The 19,099-nt window shown below is 61.3% G+C and carries 17 protein-coding genes and 1 other annotated feature; of the genes, 2 read left to right on the top strand and 15 right to left on the bottom strand.

Annotated features, from left to right (window positions below; all coding sequences use genetic code 11):
* Positions 1 to 167: 167 nt before the first annotated feature.
* The 12 genes from ACJ8IL_RS15820 to ACJ8IL_RS15765 form a co-directional block, all read right to left on the bottom strand.
* Positions 168 to 1,472 carry an inosine/guanosine kinase gene (locus tag ACJ8IL_RS15820; protein ID WP_025301797.1) on the bottom strand — a complete coding sequence of 435 codons (1,305 nt, stop codon included), beginning with the start codon at positions 1,470 to 1,472 and terminating at the stop codon, positions 168 to 170.
* A 90-nt stretch (positions 1,473 to 1,562) separates the two neighbouring features.
* Positions 1,563 to 2,525 carry a ferrochelatase gene (gene hemH, locus ACJ8IL_RS15815; protein WP_004940253.1) on the bottom strand — a complete coding sequence of 321 codons (963 nt, stop codon included), beginning with the start codon at positions 2,523 to 2,525 and terminating at the stop codon, positions 1,563 to 1,565.
* Positions 2,526 to 2,644: 119 nt separating this feature from the next.
* Positions 2,645 to 3,808 carry a glycerate kinase gene (locus tag ACJ8IL_RS15810; protein WP_173889139.1) on the bottom strand — a complete coding sequence of 388 codons (1,164 nt, stop codon included), beginning with the start codon at positions 3,806 to 3,808 and terminating at the stop codon, positions 2,645 to 2,647.
* Between the two features lie 9 nt (positions 3,809 to 3,817).
* Positions 3,818 to 5,083: a GntP family permease gene (locus ACJ8IL_RS15805; protein ID WP_025301795.1), complete on the bottom strand. Its 1,266-nt coding sequence runs from the start codon at positions 5,081 to 5,083 to the stop codon at positions 3,818 to 3,820.
* A gap of 119 nt (positions 5,084 to 5,202) precedes the next feature.
* Positions 5,203 to 6,336, bottom strand: coding sequence for a sugar diacid recognition domain-containing protein (locus ACJ8IL_RS15800; protein WP_442516655.1), 1,134 nt, complete (start codon positions 6,334 to 6,336; stop codon positions 5,203 to 5,205).
* Positions 6,337 to 6,502: 166 nt separating this feature from the next.
* Entirely contained in the window at positions 6,503 to 7,147 is a 645-nt protein-coding gene (gene adk / locus ACJ8IL_RS15795) for an adenylate kinase (protein ID WP_025301793.1), read from the bottom strand.
* 203 nt (positions 7,148 to 7,350) lie between these two features.
* Positions 7,351 to 9,216 (bottom strand): molecular chaperone HtpG, encoded by a 1,866-nt coding sequence (gene htpG / locus ACJ8IL_RS15790; RefSeq protein ID WP_038628970.1) that lies wholly within the window; start codon positions 9,214 to 9,216, stop codon positions 7,351 to 7,353.
* Between the two features lie 144 nt (positions 9,217 to 9,360).
* The gene (recR, locus tag ACJ8IL_RS15785) at positions 9,361 to 9,966 is read right to left on the bottom strand and encodes a recombination mediator RecR (RefSeq protein ID WP_025301791.1); all 606 of its coding nucleotides are present in this window, start codon (positions 9,964 to 9,966) and stop codon (positions 9,361 to 9,363) included.
* The gene (locus tag ACJ8IL_RS15780; RefSeq protein ID WP_025301790.1) at positions 9,966 to 10,295 is read right to left on the bottom strand and encodes a YbaB/EbfC family nucleoid-associated protein; all 330 of its coding nucleotides are present in this window, start codon (positions 10,293 to 10,295) and stop codon (positions 9,966 to 9,968) included. Before ACJ8IL_RS15780 ends, recR begins: the two co-directional genes overlap by 1 nt.
* 41 nt (positions 10,296 to 10,336) lie before the next feature.
* Positions 10,337 to 12,295, bottom strand: a complete 1,959-nt coding sequence (gene dnaX / locus ACJ8IL_RS15775) for a DNA polymerase III subunit gamma/tau (RefSeq protein ID WP_060432561.1) — start codon at positions 12,293 to 12,295, stop codon at positions 10,337 to 10,339.
* Positions 10,940 to 11,004: a sequence feature (DnaX frameshifting element), on the bottom strand. Its footprint overlaps the gene before it by 65 nt.
* 92 nt (positions 12,296 to 12,387) lie before the next feature.
* Entirely contained in the window at positions 12,388 to 12,939 is a 552-nt protein-coding gene (apt, locus tag ACJ8IL_RS15770) for an adenine phosphoribosyltransferase (protein ID WP_019454166.1), read from the bottom strand.
* Positions 12,940 to 13,092: 153 nt separating this feature from the next.
* Complete coding sequence (locus ACJ8IL_RS15765) at positions 13,093 to 13,473, bottom strand: DUF454 family protein (RefSeq protein WP_043135674.1); 381 nt, start codon at positions 13,471 to 13,473, stop codon at positions 13,093 to 13,095.
* A gap of 134 nt (positions 13,474 to 13,607) precedes the next feature.
* Here ACJ8IL_RS15765 and priC point away from each other — a divergent pair, with 134 nt between their 5' ends.
* Positions 13,608 to 14,144: a primosomal replication protein PriC gene (gene priC, locus ACJ8IL_RS15760; RefSeq protein ID WP_141970581.1), complete on the top strand. Its 537-nt coding sequence runs from the start codon at positions 13,608 to 13,610 to the stop codon at positions 14,142 to 14,144.
* A gap of 106 nt (positions 14,145 to 14,250) precedes the next feature.
* Complete coding sequence (gene rsmS / locus ACJ8IL_RS15755) at positions 14,251 to 14,430, top strand: pleiotropic regulatory protein RsmS (protein WP_016928837.1); 180 nt, start codon at positions 14,251 to 14,253, stop codon at positions 14,428 to 14,430.
* Between the two features lie 40 nt (positions 14,431 to 14,470).
* Here the strand turns inward: rsmS and mscK are convergent, their stop codons facing one another.
* The 3 genes from mscK to acrR form a co-directional block, all read right to left on the bottom strand.
* The gene (gene mscK / locus ACJ8IL_RS15750; RefSeq protein ID WP_442516654.1) at positions 14,471 to 17,854 is read right to left on the bottom strand and encodes a mechanosensitive channel MscK; all 3,384 of its coding nucleotides are present in this window, start codon (positions 17,852 to 17,854) and stop codon (positions 14,471 to 14,473) included.
* A 100-nt stretch (positions 17,855 to 17,954) separates the two neighbouring features.
* Positions 17,955 to 18,308: a DsrE/DsrF/TusD sulfur relay family protein gene (locus ACJ8IL_RS15745; protein ID WP_004940282.1), complete on the bottom strand. Its 354-nt coding sequence runs from the start codon at positions 18,306 to 18,308 to the stop codon at positions 17,955 to 17,957.
* Between the two features lie 11 nt (positions 18,309 to 18,319).
* Positions 18,320 to 18,994 carry a multidrug efflux transporter transcriptional repressor AcrR gene (gene acrR, locus ACJ8IL_RS15740; protein ID WP_025301785.1) on the bottom strand — a complete coding sequence of 225 codons (675 nt, stop codon included), beginning with the start codon at positions 18,992 to 18,994 and terminating at the stop codon, positions 18,320 to 18,322.
* Between the last annotated feature and the right edge of the window lie 105 nt (positions 18,995 to 19,099).

Here is a 19,099-nt window from a genome sequence, read left to right as displayed (position 1 = left end):
TCGACGACAGCCAGTTTAAAGGATAGAGAGTAATCGCGTTGTGTGCGTTTAATATACTGGTTCATCACATTTTCCTCTGTGCGTGAGTAAAATGTGTCAACGCTATTCAGGACGGGTCAGCGCACAAAAAAAGGTCCGGCATGCCGGACCTTTTCTTTTTCAGCGGGTTAACGCTCCCAGTAAGACTCTTCCAGGCTGTCTTCGCGCTCCGGCAGGCCGCGAGTGAGGCGCGGCGAATGCTGGTTCAACACCTGGTAGCTGACGCGGTTGGCGTATTTGCACACCTGCGCCAATGAGGAGTATGTCAGGTAACTGCGCACGTGCTTGCTGGAATTCGGCACGTTATGGCGGTGATAGCCGTTGGCGGCGATATCGTGCAGCAACGCCGACAGTGCGCCGTCGCCGGCGCCGTTGGTGTTCATGATCCTCTCGGGGCCGCCCATATAAGGCGCGATGTGCGAATAAACGCGCAGCGGATTTTCACAGTGTTCGCGGCGCATGGCGCGGCTGAATTCGTAGCGGTTGAACTCGGCGATATGCCCCGGCAGCAGCGGGTGCTGGGTCTGGCGCTTGTTGGCTTCTTCGGTGTAACCCGCCATATACAGGCCGTTCGGCCCGGCGGTGCACAGCACCAGATCCACCCACTCCAGCGCCATGTCCGAGGCGGTCAGCGGATCGCTCAGCCCGGTCAGCTCCAGCGCTTCGTCTTCATTCATCGCCAGAATCGTCACGTTTTCCTTCAGGAAGTCGCGCCACCACTGCGGGTTGTCGGCGATCACGTACTTGGTGCCCAGCGTCAACACCACCGGCACGTCGTGTTTTTTGGCATATTCGATCGCCTGCAGGGTGGCGGCCTTCATCGGCTCCCCCTCCTTACAGCGCACCAGATAAGAGCTCAGCACCAGCGCCGACGCGCCGGCGATCACCTCTTCAGGAATGCTTTCCGGGCGCAGCTGGTTCATTTGGCCAGGGTTGATGGCGAAGGTGCGCTCGCCGCTTTCCCCGATCAGCGTGAAGCAGCGGCCGATGGCGCCGTCTACGCCCTGCAGATAGTTGAGATCGGTACGGCTGGAGGTATTGCACAGGTAACGGTAGGCGTAGCTGCCGATTTTCACGTTGCTGCACATCACGCCGAGCAGCACCGAGCGATCGTCCGCCAGCACCGAATAGTTGTGCATGGTGTTACCGATGGTGCCGCCGGCGAACTGATGGGTAACCAGGTTGTTTTCGTTCAGTTCCTGATACAGCGCCTCGGCGACGTCGTCTTCGATCACCAGAGAGTGGCCCAGGCTCAGGCCGTAGCGCTGGACAAAAGCGTCGTCCACTTTCGCCTCGATATCCACCAGCGTCTGATCGATGCCGACGATATACGAGGTGCTGATTTCACTTTCGGGCTGAGCCTGCTGCAGAAGCGGATCGCGGGCGCTCACCGGGAAATAGTGTTTGGACTTGCGTTTACCAGGAAATTTCATGTGATTGGCGGTGGTGACGGTTTAACAAGCGGAGAATGTTAACACATCCCCGCCCGATCACGATGCATCTAATAGACAGATTATGGATGATTACAGGCGCTGCGCCACCAGCTGCTGCATCATATCGATATGCGCCGGCTCGTCGTTCAACGCCGAGATATATTCAAACTTCTCGCCGCCGGCCTTGAGGAAGATCTCGCGGTTCTGTTCTTTGATCTCTTCCAGCGTTTCCAGGCAGTCCGCCGAGAAACCGGGGCAAATCAGCTGAATGTGCTTCACGCCCTGTGCCGGCAGCCCCTTCAGGGTCTCATCGGTGTATGGCGTCAGCCACGGCTCGCGGCCAAAGCGCGATTGGTACGTCATCATCACGCGCTCCGGCGCCAGCGGCAGCGTGGCGCTCAGCGCACGCAGCGTATCCTCGCAGCGCTGCGGGTAGTCGTCGCCCAGGCGCGCATAGCGTTTGGGGATGCCGTGGAACGACAACACCAGCCGATCCGGCTGGCCGTGCTCGGCGAACGAGCGCTCCACGCTTTGCTGCAGCGCGGCGATATAGGCCGGGTGTTCGGCGTAATCGCGGATGAAGGCCACCGACGGCAAGCGGCGATAGCCTTTCAGCACTCGCGCTACGCCATCCCATACCGCCGCGCTGGTGGAACAGGAGTATTGCGGGTAGAGCGGCAGCACCACCAGGTTGGTCACACCTTGCGCCAGCAGCTTGTCGATGGCTTCCGCCAAACTTGGCGAGCCGTAGCTCATTCCCAGCTCCACCGGCGTATTCGGCATGCGCGCCGCCAGCGCCCGCTGTTGGCGGCGGCTATATACCAGCAGCGGCGAGCCTTCTTCCATCCACACCGACTGATAGAGCTTCGCCACGCGCGGCGAGCGGATCGGCAGGATCGCGCCGTTGAGGATCGGCCACCAGATCAGCGGCGCCGTGTCGACCACGCGATCGTCACTGAGGAATTCCTTCAGATAGCGTTTGACCGCCGACGAGGTCGGCGCATCTGGTGTGCCCAGGTTCACCAGCAATACGCCGTGTTTCTCTTGCTTCATCTCAGTTCCCCTCATTTCCTTTCCGGCCGGCATTCCGTTCTGGGTCGGGATGTCAGCAGCCATTAATGCCGGCTATTGTAACGGAAAAGTCCTGCATCGAAACCGATAACAGCAACAGGCTATCCCTGTGGGCTTTCCCCTTGCGCCAGTTGCCATACCGCCGCCACGTTGCGCGCCGTCACCTGCAGATTGCGATCGGCGTCCGCCAGCGCGTCTTCCAGCGTCACGATGCGATCGAGCACCGAAAACGCCGCATCGATGCCGTGTTGATGCACCACCGAATAATCCGGCGTCAGGCTGCCGGCGATGGCGATCACCGGCACGCCGTGACGCTTGGCTACTCGCGCCACGCCGATCGGCGTTTTGCCGTGGATCGACTGGCTGTCCAGCCGCCCTTCGCCGGTGATCACCAAGTCGGCATCGCGCACCGCTTCATCCAGGCGCAGGGTTTCGGTGACAATCTCGATGCCCGGCCGCAAGCGCGCTTCGAGCATGCCAAGCAGCGCCGCCCCCATGCCGCCCGCCGCGCCCGCCCCTGGCTGGGTCAGCACGGCGCGGCCGGTTTCCCGCTCCAGCAGTTCGCCATAGTGATGCAGCGCCGCATCGAGCTGGGCCACCATCTCCGGCGTCGCCCCCTTCTGCGGCCCGAACACCGCCGACGCGCCCTTTTCGCCGCACAGCGGGTTATCCACGTCGCAGGCGGCGGTTACGCTCACCCGTTGCCAACGCGCGTCCAGCTCGGCGAGATCGAGATGCGCCAGCTGCGCCAGTGCCGCACCGCCCACCGGCAGCGGCCGGCGATCCTTATCCAGCAATTTAACGCCCAGCGCCTGCATCATCCCAGCGCCGCCGTCGTTGGTGGCGCTACCGCCGATGCCGAGAATGATCGCCTTCACGCCGCGCTCCAGCGCCGCCAGCATCAGCTCACCGGTGCCGTAACTGGTGGTGATGCGCGGATCGCGCCGGTTGGGCGGCGCCAAATGCAGCCCGGAAGCGGCGGCCATTTCAATCACCGCGGTTTCGCCGTCGCCCAGCAGGCCATAAAATCCCAACACCGGCTCCCCCAGCGGTCCGGTGACCGTCACCTGGACGATTTCGCCGCCGGTGGCCGCCACCATCGACTCCACTGTGCCTTCGCCGCCGTCCGCCATCGGCAGCTTCACGTAGTGCGCCTGCGGGTAAATTTGGCGGAATCCCCGCTCGATGGCGTCAGCGACGCCGAGCGCGCTCAGGCTCTCTTTGAAAGAATCCGGGGCAATAACCACTTTTTTCAGCGTTTTCATCACTGTTCCTTATCCCGCCAGGTTAAATACGCCAAACATCAGCGCCGAGATTGCCGCAATGGTGAACCCCACCAGCGTTTCATACGGCAGCAGCTTCAGCCGCTCGTGCACCGCCATATTGACGCTGCCACCGGTGGCGTGGAAGAAGCTGCCGTGCGGCAGGTGATCCAGCACCGTGGCGCCCGCATGGATCATCGCCGCACCGGCCAATCCGCTCACCCCCAGCTCGAGCAGCGTGGAGCTGAACACCCCGGAAGCCACGGCGGTGCCGGCGGTGGTCGAGGCGGTCGCCATCGACATCAGCGCGCCGGACAGCGGCGCCAGCAGCCAGGCCGGTAGCCCGGTGTGCGTCAAACCGTTAATCAAGACATCCTTCAGCGCCGAGTTGGCGATAATGCCCGCCAGCGTGCCGGTGCCGAGCAGCATAATCGCCACCGGCGCCATGCGCGACAGGCCGGAAACCATAAACTGATTGCACTGGCGGATGCGCCCCATCAGCAGCGCACCCGCCAACCCGCCAGCAGGCAGCGCGATCAGCGGATCGACGGCGATACCGGCGATCGGCCGCAGCGACAGCAGCAGGATCGCCACCAGCGGCGCGCTGATCGCCGCAGCGAAGCCCGGCCGCGCACCTTCGGCATGCTGAGTCAGCTCTTCAGCCATCACCCTGCCGCCTTTATCGCTCAGGCGGCGCGCCAGCAGATAGGCCACCACCAGGCCGCACAGCCCCGGCACGATGCCGGCCATCATCACCGAAGTGAGCGGCACGTGGAAGTTGTCCGCCGCCGCGATGGTGTTCGGGTTGGGAGACATCACGTTGCCGGCCTTGCCGCCGCCGATCATCGCCAGCAGGATCGCCGCGCGCGAAATGCCGGCCCTCTGGGCGATCGACAGCGCGATCGGCGCGACGGTGATCACCGCCACATCGATAAACACCCCCACCGCCGTCAGGATCAGTGTAGCCACCGCCAGCGCCAGCAGCGCGCGGGTTTCGCCCACTTTGCGCACGATGGTTTCGGCGATGGTGTGCGCCGCGCCGGATTCGATCAGCACCCCGGCCAATACCCCCGCCGCCAGAATGCGCATCACGGCGTTGGTGATGCCCTGCGCCCCGCCGATCATCAGCGTTACGGTCTGCACCAGATCGGCGCCGCCGCACAGCCCGCCCGCCAGCGCGCCGGCAATCATGCCGTAAGCCGGCGGCACCTTACGTAGGATCAGAACGATGGCGACGGCTAACGCCACCAGCGCTCCCAGAGTGGATACGGTTGTCATTGTTGTTTTCTCCGTGGTTGATGTGCAGGCCAACATATCCCGCGCGCCCGGCGTTGACCTGAGGGGAAACAACAAAAAATTGCCGAAGGAACGGCGCGAAATTTGTGGGTTGGCACAACTCAGTCGTGCATCAGCATGCCGATATACAACCGCAGAGCGTCGGTTAATTTATTGATTTTCATGCCGGTTATGGCTTCGATGCGCTGCAGGCGGTAGCGCAGGGTATTGACGTGAATATGCAGCTGCGCGGCGGCCTGCGTCTGATCACAATTCTGCGAAAAATAGTGGCGCAGCGTGGCGCGCAGCACGCCTTTTTCATCCTGTTCGCCCAGCGTCCGCCAGGGGCGCCCCAGCTCTTGCGCTCGCCAGTCCTCCCCGAGATCGCACAGCAGCGACGGCAGCGGATAGTCGTAGTAGAACAGCGTGGCGTGACGCAGTTTCAGGCGCTGCGCCATTGCCTGGGTGGCACGCGCCGTCAGGCTGGAACGGTAGGCGCTTTGCGGATCGTCATAAAAACCGCCGACGATCAGCCGCACCCGAAAGCGGTGTTTTAGCTGGTTTTGCAAACGCTGCGCCTGCTGGCGCTCCAGCTTCAAACTCCATTCGCCCTGAGCCATGCAGGCCGGGCGCAACAGGGTCATTTCATTGAAGCCGGTAATGGCGATCAACGCGTCGCGCTGGGTGGCCTCCAGCTCCGCCAACAGCTCACGCAGCAGGTGCGGCTGCGCCTCTTGCAGCTCGACGATCCAGACGATGCGCGCCTGGCGCAGATCCAATCCCAGATACGCCGCCATCGCCTCCAGCGACGCGGTGTTCGGCTGCGGTTGCAGCAGCTGATTCGCCAGCTCTTCCCGGTAACGTTTTTCCCACTGGTGCTGATCCAGCAGCGCCGCCTGCTCCACCATCATCTCCGCCGCCATCTTCACCAGCTCGGCATAGGCGCGCACCTCGGCCGGCTCGCCGGAGATGCCGATCACCCCCACCCGCTGATTGCGAAAGCTGAACGGCAGGTTGATGCCGGGCCGCACGCCCTTCAGGTGTTCGGCGGTGGCGCGGTCGATTTCCACCACCCGGTTCTCCGCCAGCGCCAGCACCGCGCCTTCATGACGCTGGAACAGGCGCTGCGGGTTGCCGGAGGCGATGATCACGCCGTTGCTGTCCATCACGTTGACGGAATGGCTGATGATGCCCATCGCCCGCTGGACGATCTGGCGCGCGGTGGCTTCCGCCAGAAGATTGGTTTGTCTGAGCATGCCCGGCTCCCTGCTGAGGGTGAAAACGCAGGCTTGTTATACGCCATTTGGCGCGGGCGATTAACGGGCACGGCCGCAACAAGCTGCCGCGATCACAATTTGGCGGGAAAACGGCAAAAAAAAACGCCGGACCACAGGCCCGGCGTCATGCACAGCCAGTTTGCTATCAACCGAGGATAGTCGCCAGCTCTGCGCTCACTTCGGCCACCTTGCGGGTGCCGTCGATTTTGCGGTATTGGGTGTTGCCCGCTGCCGCTTCTTTGCTGTAGTAAGAGATCAGCGGCGCAGTCATCTGATGGTATTCCACCAGGCGCTTGCGCACGGTCTCTTCCTGATCGTCCTTGCGCGTGGTCAGCTCTTCGCCGGTCACGTCGTCTTTGCCTTCCACCTGCGGCGGGTTGAACTTCACGTGGTAGACGCGGCCGGACGGCGCGTGTACGCGGCGGCCAACGATGCGGTCAACGATCAGCTCGTCCGGCACGTCGAACTCCAGCACGAAGTCCACGTTGATGCCGGCTTCTTTCATCGCGTCAGCCTGCGGAATGGTGCGTGGGAAGCCGTCCAGCAGGAAGCCCTTGCGGCAATCTTCCTGCGTGATGCGCTCTTTGACCAGCGCGATCACCAGCTCATCGGTCACCAGCTTGCCGGCGTCCATGATCTCTTTCGCCTGCTTGCCCAGTTCACTGCCGGCCTTCACGGCTGCGCGCAACATGTCACCGGTGGAGATTTGCGGAATGCCGTATTTCTCCATGATGAATTGAGCCTGAGTACCTTTACCAGCGCCCGGAGCGCCCAGCAGAATGATACGCATTGCGTAAATCCCCTTGCTATGTAGTTTTTATAAAATTGCGAAAACGCTCAACGATACCATTTCAGGGGGGGCAGGCTCAAGGCGCGCGAAGGAAATCGATTGCGGAATGTGCAAAAAAACGGACGAACAAAAGGCAAGAAAAAGCGGGGAAAAACCGGAAATACGCCCCTAACGGTGCCGTTAAGGGCGCATATCTTCAGCTTTTAGGCGGACAGCAACTTATTCATGCGACGGATGAACAAGTTCGGATCCTCCAGCGTGCCGCGTTCAGCCAGCAGCGCCTGATCCAATAACAGGTCGATCCATTCGGCGAAATGTTCGTTATCGCCCACGTCGGATGCTCGTTTGACCAGTGCATGCTCGGGATTAAGCTCGAAAATGTACTTCACTTCCGGCGCCTGCTGACCGGCGGCGGCGAACAGCTTGGCCATCTGGGTGCTCATTTCGTCGGCGTCGGTCACCACGATCGCCGGCGTATCGGTCAGGCGGTGCGTCAGGCGTACATCCTTCACACGCTCGCCCAGCAGGGTTTTCACGCGTTCGATGAACGGTTCCAGCTGCTTCTCGGCCGCCTTCTGCTCTTCGGTTTCATCCGCCAGTTTATCCAGCGTTTCATCCGCTTTGCTGACCGACTGGAACGGCTTGCCGTCGAACTCGGTCAGGTAGCTCATCATCCACTCGTCGATGCGATCGGACAACAGCAACACTTCGATGCCTTTCTTGCGGAACAGCTCCAGATGCGGGCTGCTCTTGGCGGCGGCGTAGCTGTCGGCGGTGATGTAGTAAATCTTTTCCTGCCCTTCCGCCATGCGGCCGACGTACTCTTCCAGCGACACGGTCTGCGCCGAGCTGTCGCCGTGGGTGGTCGCGAAGCGCAGCAGTTTGGCGATCGCTTCCTGGTTGCCGTTGTCTTCCGCCGGGCCTTCTTTCAGCACCAGACCGAACTGCTGCCAGAATTTCTGGTAGCCTTCGGCGTCGTCTTTGGCCAGCTTATCCAGCATCTGCAGCACACGCTTGGTCAGCGCACCGCGCAGGTTCTGCGTCACACGGCTGTCTTGCAGGATCTCGCGCGACACGTTCAGCGGCAGATCGTTGGAATCGATCAGGCCGCGCACGAAGCGCAGGTAGTTCGGCATGAACTGCTCGGCGTCGTCCATGATGAACACGCGCTGCACGTACAGCTTCAGGCCGTGCTTGTGATCGCGGTTCCACATGTCCCACGGCGCCTGCGCCGGGATATACAGCAGGCTGGTGTACTCCTGCTTGCCTTCCACCCGGTTATGGCTCCAGCTCAGCGGATCGGTGAAATCATGGGCGATGTGCTTGTAGAACTCTTTGTACTCTTCGTCGGTGACGTCAGCCTTGCTGCGGGTCCACAGGGCCTGCGCCTTGTTGATCTTCTCCCAGGTGACGGTGCCGTCTTCTTCGTTCTTGCTTTCGATCTCTACCGGCAGGGCGATGTGATCGGAATATTTGCCGATCACCGAGCGCAAGCGCCAGGCGTCGAGGTACTCATCTTCGCCTTCGCGCAGATGCAGGGTGATTTCGGTGCCGCGGGTCTCTTTGGTGATGTCGGCGATGGTGTAGTCGCCTTCACCGGCGGACTCCCAGAACACGCCTTCGTCATCGGCGGCGCCGGCAGCGCGGGTGCGCACGGTCACTTTGTCCGCCACGATGAACGCCGAGTAGAAACCGACGCCGAACTGGCCGATCAGCTGGCTGTCTTTCGCCTGATCTGAACCGATGGATTCCAGGAACGCTTTGGTGCCCGATTTGGCGATGGTGCCGAGGTTTTCGATCACTTCTTCGCGGCGCATGCCGATACCGTTGTCGGCGATGGTCAGGGTGCGCTGCTCTTTATCGAAGGACAAGCGCACGCGCAGCTCGCCGTCGCCGGCATACAGCTCTGGCGCGGACAGGGCGCGGAAGCGCAGCTTGTCGGCGGCGTCAGAGGCGTTGGAAATCAGCTCGCGCAGGAAAATTTCTTTGTTGGAGTACAGCGAATGGATCATCAAATGAAGCAGCTGTTTTACTTCAGACTGGAACCCGCGGGTTTCTTGACCTTTCATACTCATTGATTACCTCAAAAGACAATGGCTACCAAAATCGAACAATGAGGATCAGATGAGGGTCAGGGTCTTGTTTTTCAAGCGGACGGCGGGAAATTTTTGGCAAAAAAACGACGGGGCCGAGTGGCCCCGTCCGGGAAAACATCAGAACTTGATGGCGTGACGCCCGGCCAGCGAATGCGACAGCGTGGTGCCGTCGACCATCTCCAGCTCGCCGCCCACCGGTACGCCGTGGGCGATGCGGCTGGCGAGCACGCCATACTGGCCGCACATCTCGGCGATGTAGTTGGCAGTCGCTTCCCCTTCCACCGTCGGGTTGGTGGCGAGGATCACTTCGGTGATGCTTTCCTTTTCCAGCCGTTGCTCCAGGCGATCGAGACCGATATCCCCCGGCCCGATGCCATCTAGCGGCGACAGATGGCCCATCAGCACAAAGTAGCGCCCGGCGAACTGGCCGGTCTGCTCGATGGCGTGAATATCCGCCGGGCTTTCCACCACACAAATCTGGCCGTTTTGCTGACGGCGCGGATTGGCGCAGATGGTGCAGATGTCCTGCTCGGTGAAGGTGCGGCAGTCGGCGCAGTGGCCGATTTCCGACATCGCGCGCGTCAACGCCTGCGCCAGGCGCATGCCGCCGCTGCGATCGCGCTGCAGCAATTGAAACGCCATGCGCTGCGCCGATTTCGGGCCGACACCCGGCAGGCAGCGCAGCGCCTCCATCAGGGATTCAAGGAGCGGGCTGGTTTGCATCAGAACGGCATCTTGAAGCCAGGCGGCAACTGCATGCCGCTGGAAACGGAGGCCATTTTCTCTTTCTGAGTCTCTTCGATGCGGCGCGCGGCGTCGTTAAACGCGGCGGCGATCAGATCTTCCAGCATGTCTTTGTCATCTTCCATCAGGCTAGGATCGATCTCCACGCGGCGGCAGTTGTGTGCGCCGTTGATGGTGACTTTCACCAGGCCTGCGCCAGACTCGCCGGTCACTTCCAATTTGGCGACTTCTTCCTGCATCTGCTGCATTTTTTCTTGCATTTGCTGGGCTTGCTTCATCAGGTTGCCCAGACCGCCTTTACCAAACATAGTCGTCTCTCGTCGCTAGGGCCGCGCACCTCGCGCGGCGTTTAAAGGGGGCGGATACTCTCTTCATCCAGATCCGCGTCGAAGAACCGGCACAGCGTCTGGATATGGGTATCCGCAACGATGGACTGGCGCGCCTGCGCCAGCTTTTCTTCATAGATGGCTTGTCGCCACTCCAGCGGGGTGCGCTCCGCCGGATTATCGTCCTCCACCACGGTCAGCTCAACCGGGCTGCCGTACAGCTCGCCGAGCGCTTCGGCCAGCGTCTTCTGCGCCGAAGGCGAATTCAGATGGCGCTGCGAAGACCGCAGATGGAGGTTAATCTTGCCCGGTTCCGGCTGCTGCTTGAAGGCGTTCAACGCCAGCTGCTGCACCAGTTTCGGGATCTTGAGCTTATCGATTTCCGCCGCCCAGGCGTCGCGCTCCAGCGATTCCACCACCAGCTTGGCGGCCAGCTCCGGCGTTTTCTCGTGCTCCAACGCCGTGCGCAGCGCTTTCGGCGTCGCCAACGGTTCCGGCGCCGCTTCCGGCTCGGTCTGCGCGCGCCAGCGATAGGCTTCCGGCTTCGCCGGTTTTTCCGGCACCTTCTTCTCCGCCAGGCGCTGCTGGCTACGCTCGGTCACGGAAGCCAAACGCCCCAGCGCCGAGTTTGCCGGCCGCGCTATTCCTGGCGCCGCCGGCTCATTCTTTTTTGGTGTGGATGCTCCCTGCTGCCGTTGCAGCTGGGACCGCGCTTTCAACAGCTGGGCGGTGGCATCCGGTAAAGGGGTCGATGATTGTCGCTGCGGCGCGGCCGGCTGCCCTAACGGGGGCGGCACGTCCTGAAACTGCGGCGGCTGTGGCGATGTGGCCTGCTGCGGTTGCGCCATCGGCGCCGGCGCGGTCTGCACCAACGCCACCGGCTCCGGGATCACCGCTTTCGGGTGAAACGCCAGCGCACGCAGTAGGGTCATCTCAACCCCCATGCGACGATCCGGCGCATAGGCCAGCTCTTTGCGGCCCACCAACAGCGTTTGGTAATAGAGTTGCACATCGGCCGGCGGCAGAGTGCGCGCCAGCTCACGCAGCCGTTGTTCCACGGCGGCGTAGTGGTTGTCGAGCATCGAAGGCAGCAGTTGCACCATCGCAATGCGGTGCAGCAACGCCAGCGTCTCCACCAGCAGGTTTTCCCAATCCACGCCGCGCGAAGCGGCCTGCGCGACCTGCGCCATCACCTTTTCGCCGTCGGCGCTGACCAGCGCTTCGAGGATCGCCAGCGGCTGCTCGTCATCGAGCGTGCCGAGCATCTGGCTGACGGTGGCGGCGGTCACCTGCCCCTGCCCCATGGCGATCGCCTGATCGGTCAGGCTCAGCGCATCGCGCATGCTGCCGTCGGCGGCGCGCGCCAGCAGTTGCAGCGCGCGGGCGTCGCTGGTGATCTGCTCCGCCGTCAGCACCGTTTCCAGCTGCTGACGGATCTGATCGACGTCCAGCGCTTTGAGGTGAAACTGCAGGCAGCGGGAAAGAATGGTCACCGGCAATTTTTGCGGATCGGTGGTGGCCAACAGGAATTTCACGTGCGATGGCGGCTCTTCCAGCGTCTTCAGCAACGCGTTGAAGCTGTGGCGCGAGAGCATGTGCACTTCATCGATCAGGTAGACCTTGAAGCGGCCGCGCGCCGGCGCGTACTGAACGTTGTCCAGCAGATCGCGGGTATCTTCCACCTTGGTGCGGGAAGCGGCGTCGATCTCGATCAGATCGACGAAGCGCCCCTGCTCGATCTCGCGGCAGTTGTCGCATTGGCCGCACGGCGTGGCGGTGATGCCGGTTTCACAGTTCAGGCCTTTGGCCAGCAGGCGCGCGATGGTGGTTTTCCCCACGCCGCGCGTACCCGAGAACAGATAGGCGTGATGGATCCGCCCCAGCGAGAGGCCGTTGGCCAGCGCGGTCAGGACATGTTCCTGGCCGACCACGTCTGCGAACGTTTGAGGGCGCCACTTACGGGCGAGAACCTGATAGCTCATTAATACCGGAGAAGTCGAGTAATCTGGAGGGTCATGCTAACACAGCCCCGCGGCGATCCGCGAGGCCGTTGTGCCCAAGGGGCGATGCCGCATCAATGGCCGGCGAAGTCCACCAGGCAGTAGCAGTCGATACCCAGCTTGTTCAGACGCGCTTCCCCGCCCAGATCCGGCAGGTTGATGATGAACGCGGCGTCTTTCACTTCACCGCCCAGACGGCGGATCAGTTTAGTGGTTGCTTCGATGGTGCCGCCGGTCGCCAGCAGATCGTCCACCACCAGCACTTTGTCACCCGCGGTGATGGCGTCGGTGTGGATCTCCAGCTTGTCGGTACCGTACTCCAGCTCATAGCTTTCGCTGAGCGTGGCACGCGGCAGTTTGCCCGGTTTGCGCACCGGCACGAAACCGACGCCCAGCGCCAGCGCGACGGGCGCACCGAACAGGAAACCACGCGCTTCGGTACCCACCACCTTGGTCACGCCCGCTTCGCGATAGCGCTCAACCAGCAGCTCGATGCTGGCGGCGTAGGCCAACGGGTTTTCCAGCAGGCTGGTCACGTCGCGGAACAGGATGCCCGGCTTCGGATAATCCGGGATGGTTTTGATACTGTCTTTAATAAACTGAAGCTGCTGCGCAGTAGCGGTCATAATTGTTGCCTGATAAAGCTGCCTGAAAACCGGCGCGCCGCTCACCCGCCGCCTCTGGGTGAAACACACCGGAGAAGGAATGGCAGGCGATCCGCGCACGAAAACGCCCAAATCTATGCAAACTGGCGGACAAATGCAACCAGCGGCGCACAATCAGCGCTGTTTTTGTTGCGACAGGTCAATAACCGGCAGGCGCAGCATAAAGGTCAGCAAAATAGCCAACATCAGCAGCAACAGACCGCGCACCCACCAGATTTTCACCAGCCACAGCGAACAGGCGAAGGTCAGCACGATCACCAGCACCGCCTTCCACTTCGCTCCCGGCGGCAGCGCGCGATGCTGCTGCCAGTGGCGCAGATAAGGGCCAAACCAGGAACGGTACAGCAGCCAGTGATGAAAGCGCGGCGAAGAGCGGGCGAAGCACCAGGCAGCCAACAGCAGGAACGGCGTGGTCGGCAACAGCGGCAGCACCACGCCCAACGTCGCCAGCACCACCGCCAGCCAGCCCAAAATGATCAATAACCCTCGCTTCATGCGGCTCTTCGCTCCTCAATCGGTTGCGGCTTACTGTAGCATCGGCGCCGCGCCGGCGGAATATGCATGCGGCGCTTGTTTCAGGGCGGCATCGCGGGCAAGCTTACGCCTGTTGAAATCAAGAGGGAGCTTATGTGAGCACTCAGCGTCTATTACAGGTGTTGGCGCAGCAGATCGCGGCGCTGGCGGCCGAAGTCACTCCGCGCGGCGACGCCCCGATCCCGCAGGCGCGCTTCGACGCCGCCCTGTTCGCCAACCGCGGCACGCGGCTGCGCGACTACCTGGCCGAGGTGGAGAAGAATTTCGCCCAGCTGCAAAGCGCCGCCAACGACAGCCGCACCAGCCAGGTGGCCTTTCTGGCCGAAAAACTGGTGGCTCAAATCTCTGCCCTGCAGCGCGAGCTGGCAACCCAGGCGCTGCGGCGCAAGAATCAGCCGAAGGAAGCCCCCGAGGCCGATCTGTACCACAAGCTGGCCGAGCACCAGGATTACGAACGCCGGCTGATCGCCATGATTCAGGATCGGGAAAGCCTGCTGGGGCGCCAGACCACGCTGGCGGCGCAGCAAAAGCTGCAGCACGAGCTGGCGGCGCTGGAGGGGAGACTGATGCGCTGCCGTCAGGCGCTGGCGCGCATCGAGCGCAATATCGAGCGCAAAGAAAACGGTTTTTGAAGATTTATCACAATATTTTAATGATTATTCCCGGTTGCGCGCCGGGTTCACTATACTCTGCCGAGACACGAGTTTTTCATCCCATTAATTAATAAGCGCAGGTGCTATGTCTCTGGAAAATGCCTCACCCGAACTGCAGCTGGCGGTAGACTTGATTTACCTGCTGGAATGCAACGAGATCGATCCGGCTACCGCGTTGGCAGCACTGGATATCGTCAAACGGGATTATCAGGAAAAGCTGCAGCGCGCCGGCGTCACCTCTCCCTATTTGCCTGCCGGACAGTAATCAGGGACAGCCCGCTGTCTCTTCCATCTTTCAACGCACATCAGCCCGCCGTCTGGCCGCCTTCATCCGGCGAGAGCGTTCTTTTCACTTCCTGCACTTCATTGCCCTGCTGGTTATGCAGATACACCTCCAGCTGATTGAAGGCAATGTCGATGTCGTTTTCCCGGCACAAGCGGTCGATTGAGCGGTTCAGTTCGTCCACCGTGTAGCTGCGATCGCGCAGTTCCCGTACATAGAGCCGCAGTTCGTGATCCAGCGTGCTGGCCCCGAAGTTGAGGAAGAACACCTGCGGTTCGGGATCGGTCATCACCCGCGGGTTGTCGTGCGCCGCCTGCAGCAGCACCTTTTTCACCTTGTCGAGATCGGAACCGTAGGCCACGCCCACCTTGATCAGCACGCGGGTGATGGTGTCGGACAGTGACCAGTTGATCAGCCGCTCGGTGACGAACGCCTTGTTCGGAATGATCACCTCTTTACGGTCGAAGTCGGTAATGGTGGTGGCGCGAATGCGGATCTTGCTGACCGAACCGGAGAAGGTGCCGATGGTGATGGTATCGCCGATGCGGATCGGGCGTTCGAACAGAATGATCAGGCCGGAGACGAAGTTGGCGAAGATCTCCTGCAGGCCAAAGCCAAGCCCGACCGTCAGACCGGCGGCCAGCCATTGCAGTTTGTCCCAGGATACGCCCAGCGATCCCAGCGCAACCACGGCGCCCACGGCGGTGATCAGGTAAGTGAGCACGGTGGTGATGGCATAAGACGCCCCCTGCCGCAGCTGCAACCGCGACAGCACCACCACCTCCAGCAGGCCGGGCAAGTTGCGGGTGAGCACATAAGCGACGATCACCGCGGCGATCGCCACCATCATGTTACCCAGCGTCACCGCCTGCGACACGCTGCTGCCCGCCACGGTGCTGGTGTAATGCCACAGCGTGATGCTGTCCAGGTAAGCGATGACCGTCACCAGATCCGACCAAATGGCGTAGAAGGCGCTGGCGAAGATGGCGAACAGCACCAGGGTGGTCAGGCGCAGCGACTGCTGGTTGATCTGATCGAGCGCCAGCGGCGGCTCTTCCACCACCGCTTCGCCGCCTTCGGCCCCCTCTTTCACCACGTTTTGCCGCCGCGCCAGCGCGCGCCGGTAGGCCAAACGCCGCGCCGCCACGCTCAGGCCGCGCAGGGCAGTCAGATACACGATATTCCACAGGAAGAACAGATACAGGCTGTCTATCCAGCGGCTGGCCAGCCGCAGCGTGGTATAGAAGTAACCGGCGAACATCAGCCCCAGCAGGATCAGCGGTGTGGCGGCAAGCGCGGTCACCACCACCAGCCGCACGGCATGCGAGCCCTTTTCACGCCAGCTGTCGCGGCACAGCGGGAACACCAGCACCGCAAGCAGCGCCAGCGTCAACATCACCACGATCTGGCCGATGACGTCTTCCACCAGACGCAGCGGCGCTTTCTCGCCCAATACCGACCAGAAGATCAGCGGCTGCAGCGCCAGCCCCAGCCGCAGCGTCTGGCGGCGGTAATGCGCGCACAGGTTAGCGCCGAAGTTGAAATGCCGCTCGGCGATGCCGCCCGGTTTCAGCATGCGATAGCTGAAGCCGAACACCAGCCACGACAACGCCAGCTGCTGCGACAACGCCCAAATAAAGTCGCTGATACCCAAATCCGCGCGATACATCCAGAAACCGACGCCGAGCAGCAGCGCGGCGCCAGGCAACACCTTCAGCAAGGTCAGCGCGATGGCCTTCGGCGTGTGCAGCTGGCCGTCGCGCTTCAGTTGCCCCACGTCGTTGGCCAGCTTTTGCAAATGACTGTCGATCAACCGGTAGCGCCAGCGCAATACCCCGATCGCCAACAGCAACGGGATCAGGAACACCAGCGCATTCAAGCCGCCCTGCAATAGCTTGCCACCGTCGAATTTGATATCGAGCCCGGCGAGCTGATCGCGCACCGTCTCCGGCATTGCCTTCAGCCACGCCAGATCGACCGGCTTGTTGCTGTTGACCCAGAAAATCTGCTGGGTCAGCGTATCCTGCAGCGAGCCGTAGACGCTGGTGAGCTGCTGTTGGTTGATCTGCAGGTTGATCGACAGCGACAGCTGGTTGCTGAGCTGCTTGTTCAGTTGATCCAGCAGTTCGCGGCGCATGTCGACGATCTCGTTCAGTGCGTCGATCACTTCCGGGCCGGCCTTTTCCTTGCTTTCGGCCACCAGCTGGTTGATGTAATCCTCACCCTTGAACAGATCGTCGCGTTGCTGATTGATATCGAACTGCTCCAGCCGCAGATCGGCGATGCGCGTGTCTATATCAGCCAGCAGCGTGCCCTGCGGCAGGCTCTGCTGCTGCTGATACAGAATGCGCGACAGCACCAGGCTGCCCTTCAGCACCTGGATCTGCTCTTTCAGGTTACGTTCCGCCTGCAGACCGCGATCGAGCCAGTTTTTGACCCGAATATTCTGCTGGAACAGGGTGTTGCTCTCTTCGGTGGCGGCAATCAGCTGTTGGCTCAACTGTCGGTTGACGTCCAGCTGCTTGCTGACCAGCTGATCGTGCTGGATATCGGTGGCGTCTTCCGGGTTCTGCGCCTCTTTGGCGGTTTTTTCAGACAGCGTCAGGCGCTTGCTGTTGACGAGCTCCTGCAGCAGCTGCACCGACCGATCCAGCGCATCGATATGCGCCGTGGTGTAATCACGCTGTTTTTGCAGCAGATCTTGTAGCGTGGTGTTGGCTTCCAGGCTCTTGCGCTGCAGCTCCAACTGCGCGTTGAGCAGCGCCTGTTCGGTGGCCAGCATGACCTGCTGGCTATTGCGCAGCGAATCTTGCCCCGGCGTCTGGCCGCTGAGCTGGCTGCGGATCTCCTGCAGGCGCTGCGAAGCGGCGTACATGGTGCTCTGCACCCGTTCAGGCTGGGTTTGCAGCGACACCAGTTGGCTGTTGTAGGTCGAGAGGCTCTCCTGCGCGCTTTGCAGCTCGTCGAGCGTTTGATACAGCCGGCTTTCCAGCTGGCGCAGCGACAGCGGCAACAGCGCGGCGCGCGCGGCCGCGTTGTCCGTCGGCTGCTTCAGCGCATCCAGTTCGGCGGTGACCTGATTGAGCTTCGCCGGCGCCTGCTGCACCTGCTGTTTAAGCTGTGCGACGTCTTGCCGGTTGCGCTCGATGGCATCCAGCAGTTCCAGCGTGCGGGTCAAATCCTGCTGGGAGAGCTTTTCGACCGGCGTCAGGGCTTTTTGTTTGTTCAGCGTTTCCAGCTGGCTTTGCACTTCGCTGCGCTGCGGCAGATCGCCGTTCAGCGCCGCCTGTGCCGGCAAGCAACACGCAAAAATCAGGAAAAGGAGTGTCACGGCGGCGATGCGCCGCCGGCATGCGCCGACAAACGTGAGCGGCGTCAGAGAAGGCAGAGTCAACCAGCGATGCATGATTTGGCTTCGGATCGGTAAAGAAGCCTGAAGATTATCACGACCGCCGGCGGGCAACGAACAACAAAAACGTTGCCGGTGATGTCTCGTTGTCGCGAAATCAGAAAGTCAGCACTTTCTCCGCCGCCAGCGTCCACTGCGCCAGCTCGACCAAGGTGCCGATCGCCACGCCGTCCGCCAGCGGCAAGCGGCTGACGCCGCGCGCGTCGGCGCAGGTCTTGCACAGCTTGACCGGCACCTGCTGCGCGGTGAGGATCTCCAGCATCTGCTGCAGATGGTACCCTTCGTGCGGCTGCTGTCCGGCCAGCCCGGCCACCACCGCGTCGGACATCAGAAACAGCCGCAGGTCGAGGCTGCTCTGCTGCTCTTTCATGGCGATGGCCAACCGCAGCGCATTGAACAAGGATTCATGGCCATAGGCGGCGCCATTGGCAATAAGAACAACTGATGACATGAAATCTCTCCTTATAAAGGAAGGCGGTCGGCGTCAGGCGTCACCGCGTCGGGTTTGAGGCGCAAGGTGGGGCAAAACTGCAGCATCTCCAAAAACGCGTCCACCAGCGCTTCGGCTTCGGCCCGCAGATCGAAACTTTCCGGCATAAACAGCCAGTTTTCCATCAGGCCGGTGATATAACCGCGCAGGATGATCGCCGCACGGCGGGTATGTAAATCGGCGGGCAATTGCCCGTGGTGAATGCAGTTATACAGCACCGCTTCGATGCGTTCATAGCCGGCGAGGTACAGCACCTTGCGCGAATCCAGCAGCGGCATCATTTCACCGACAAACTCGCATTTGTGGAATATAATTTCCATCAACGCCCGCCTACGGCCGTCTTCAACCGTAGACGTCAGAATGTAAATCAGAATTTCTCGGATAACCCGCAGTGGATTATCGGGAAACTTTGCCTGATACTCTGTTTCGAGCTGGTCAATTTTCGGCTCGGTAGATTCCCAAACTTCATTAAACAGGTCTACCTTATTCTTGAAGTGCCAGTAGATGGCTCCACGCGTAACCCCGGCAGCGGTGGCAATATCTGTCAGTGACGTTGCAGCAACGCCACGTTCAGAGAACTCTCTCACCGCAGCATCAAGGATTTGCTGTCGGGTTTCTTGCGCCTGCTGTTTGGTTTTTCGTGCCATGGCATTGTTATTTAGGGGGAGTGTGATTTACATACATTCGCGAATGTATGTACCATAGCACGCACATATAATTAACGCAGCAATGGGTTTTAAAGCTTGTGATCC

Origin of the sequence: Serratia sp. CY47444 (genome assembly GCF_052168635.1) — a bacterium.
GTDB classification, from domain to species: Bacteria; Pseudomonadota; Gammaproteobacteria; order Enterobacterales; family Enterobacteriaceae; genus Serratia; species Serratia bockelmannii.
This window is presented reverse-complemented; position numbering and strand designations above follow the sequence as displayed.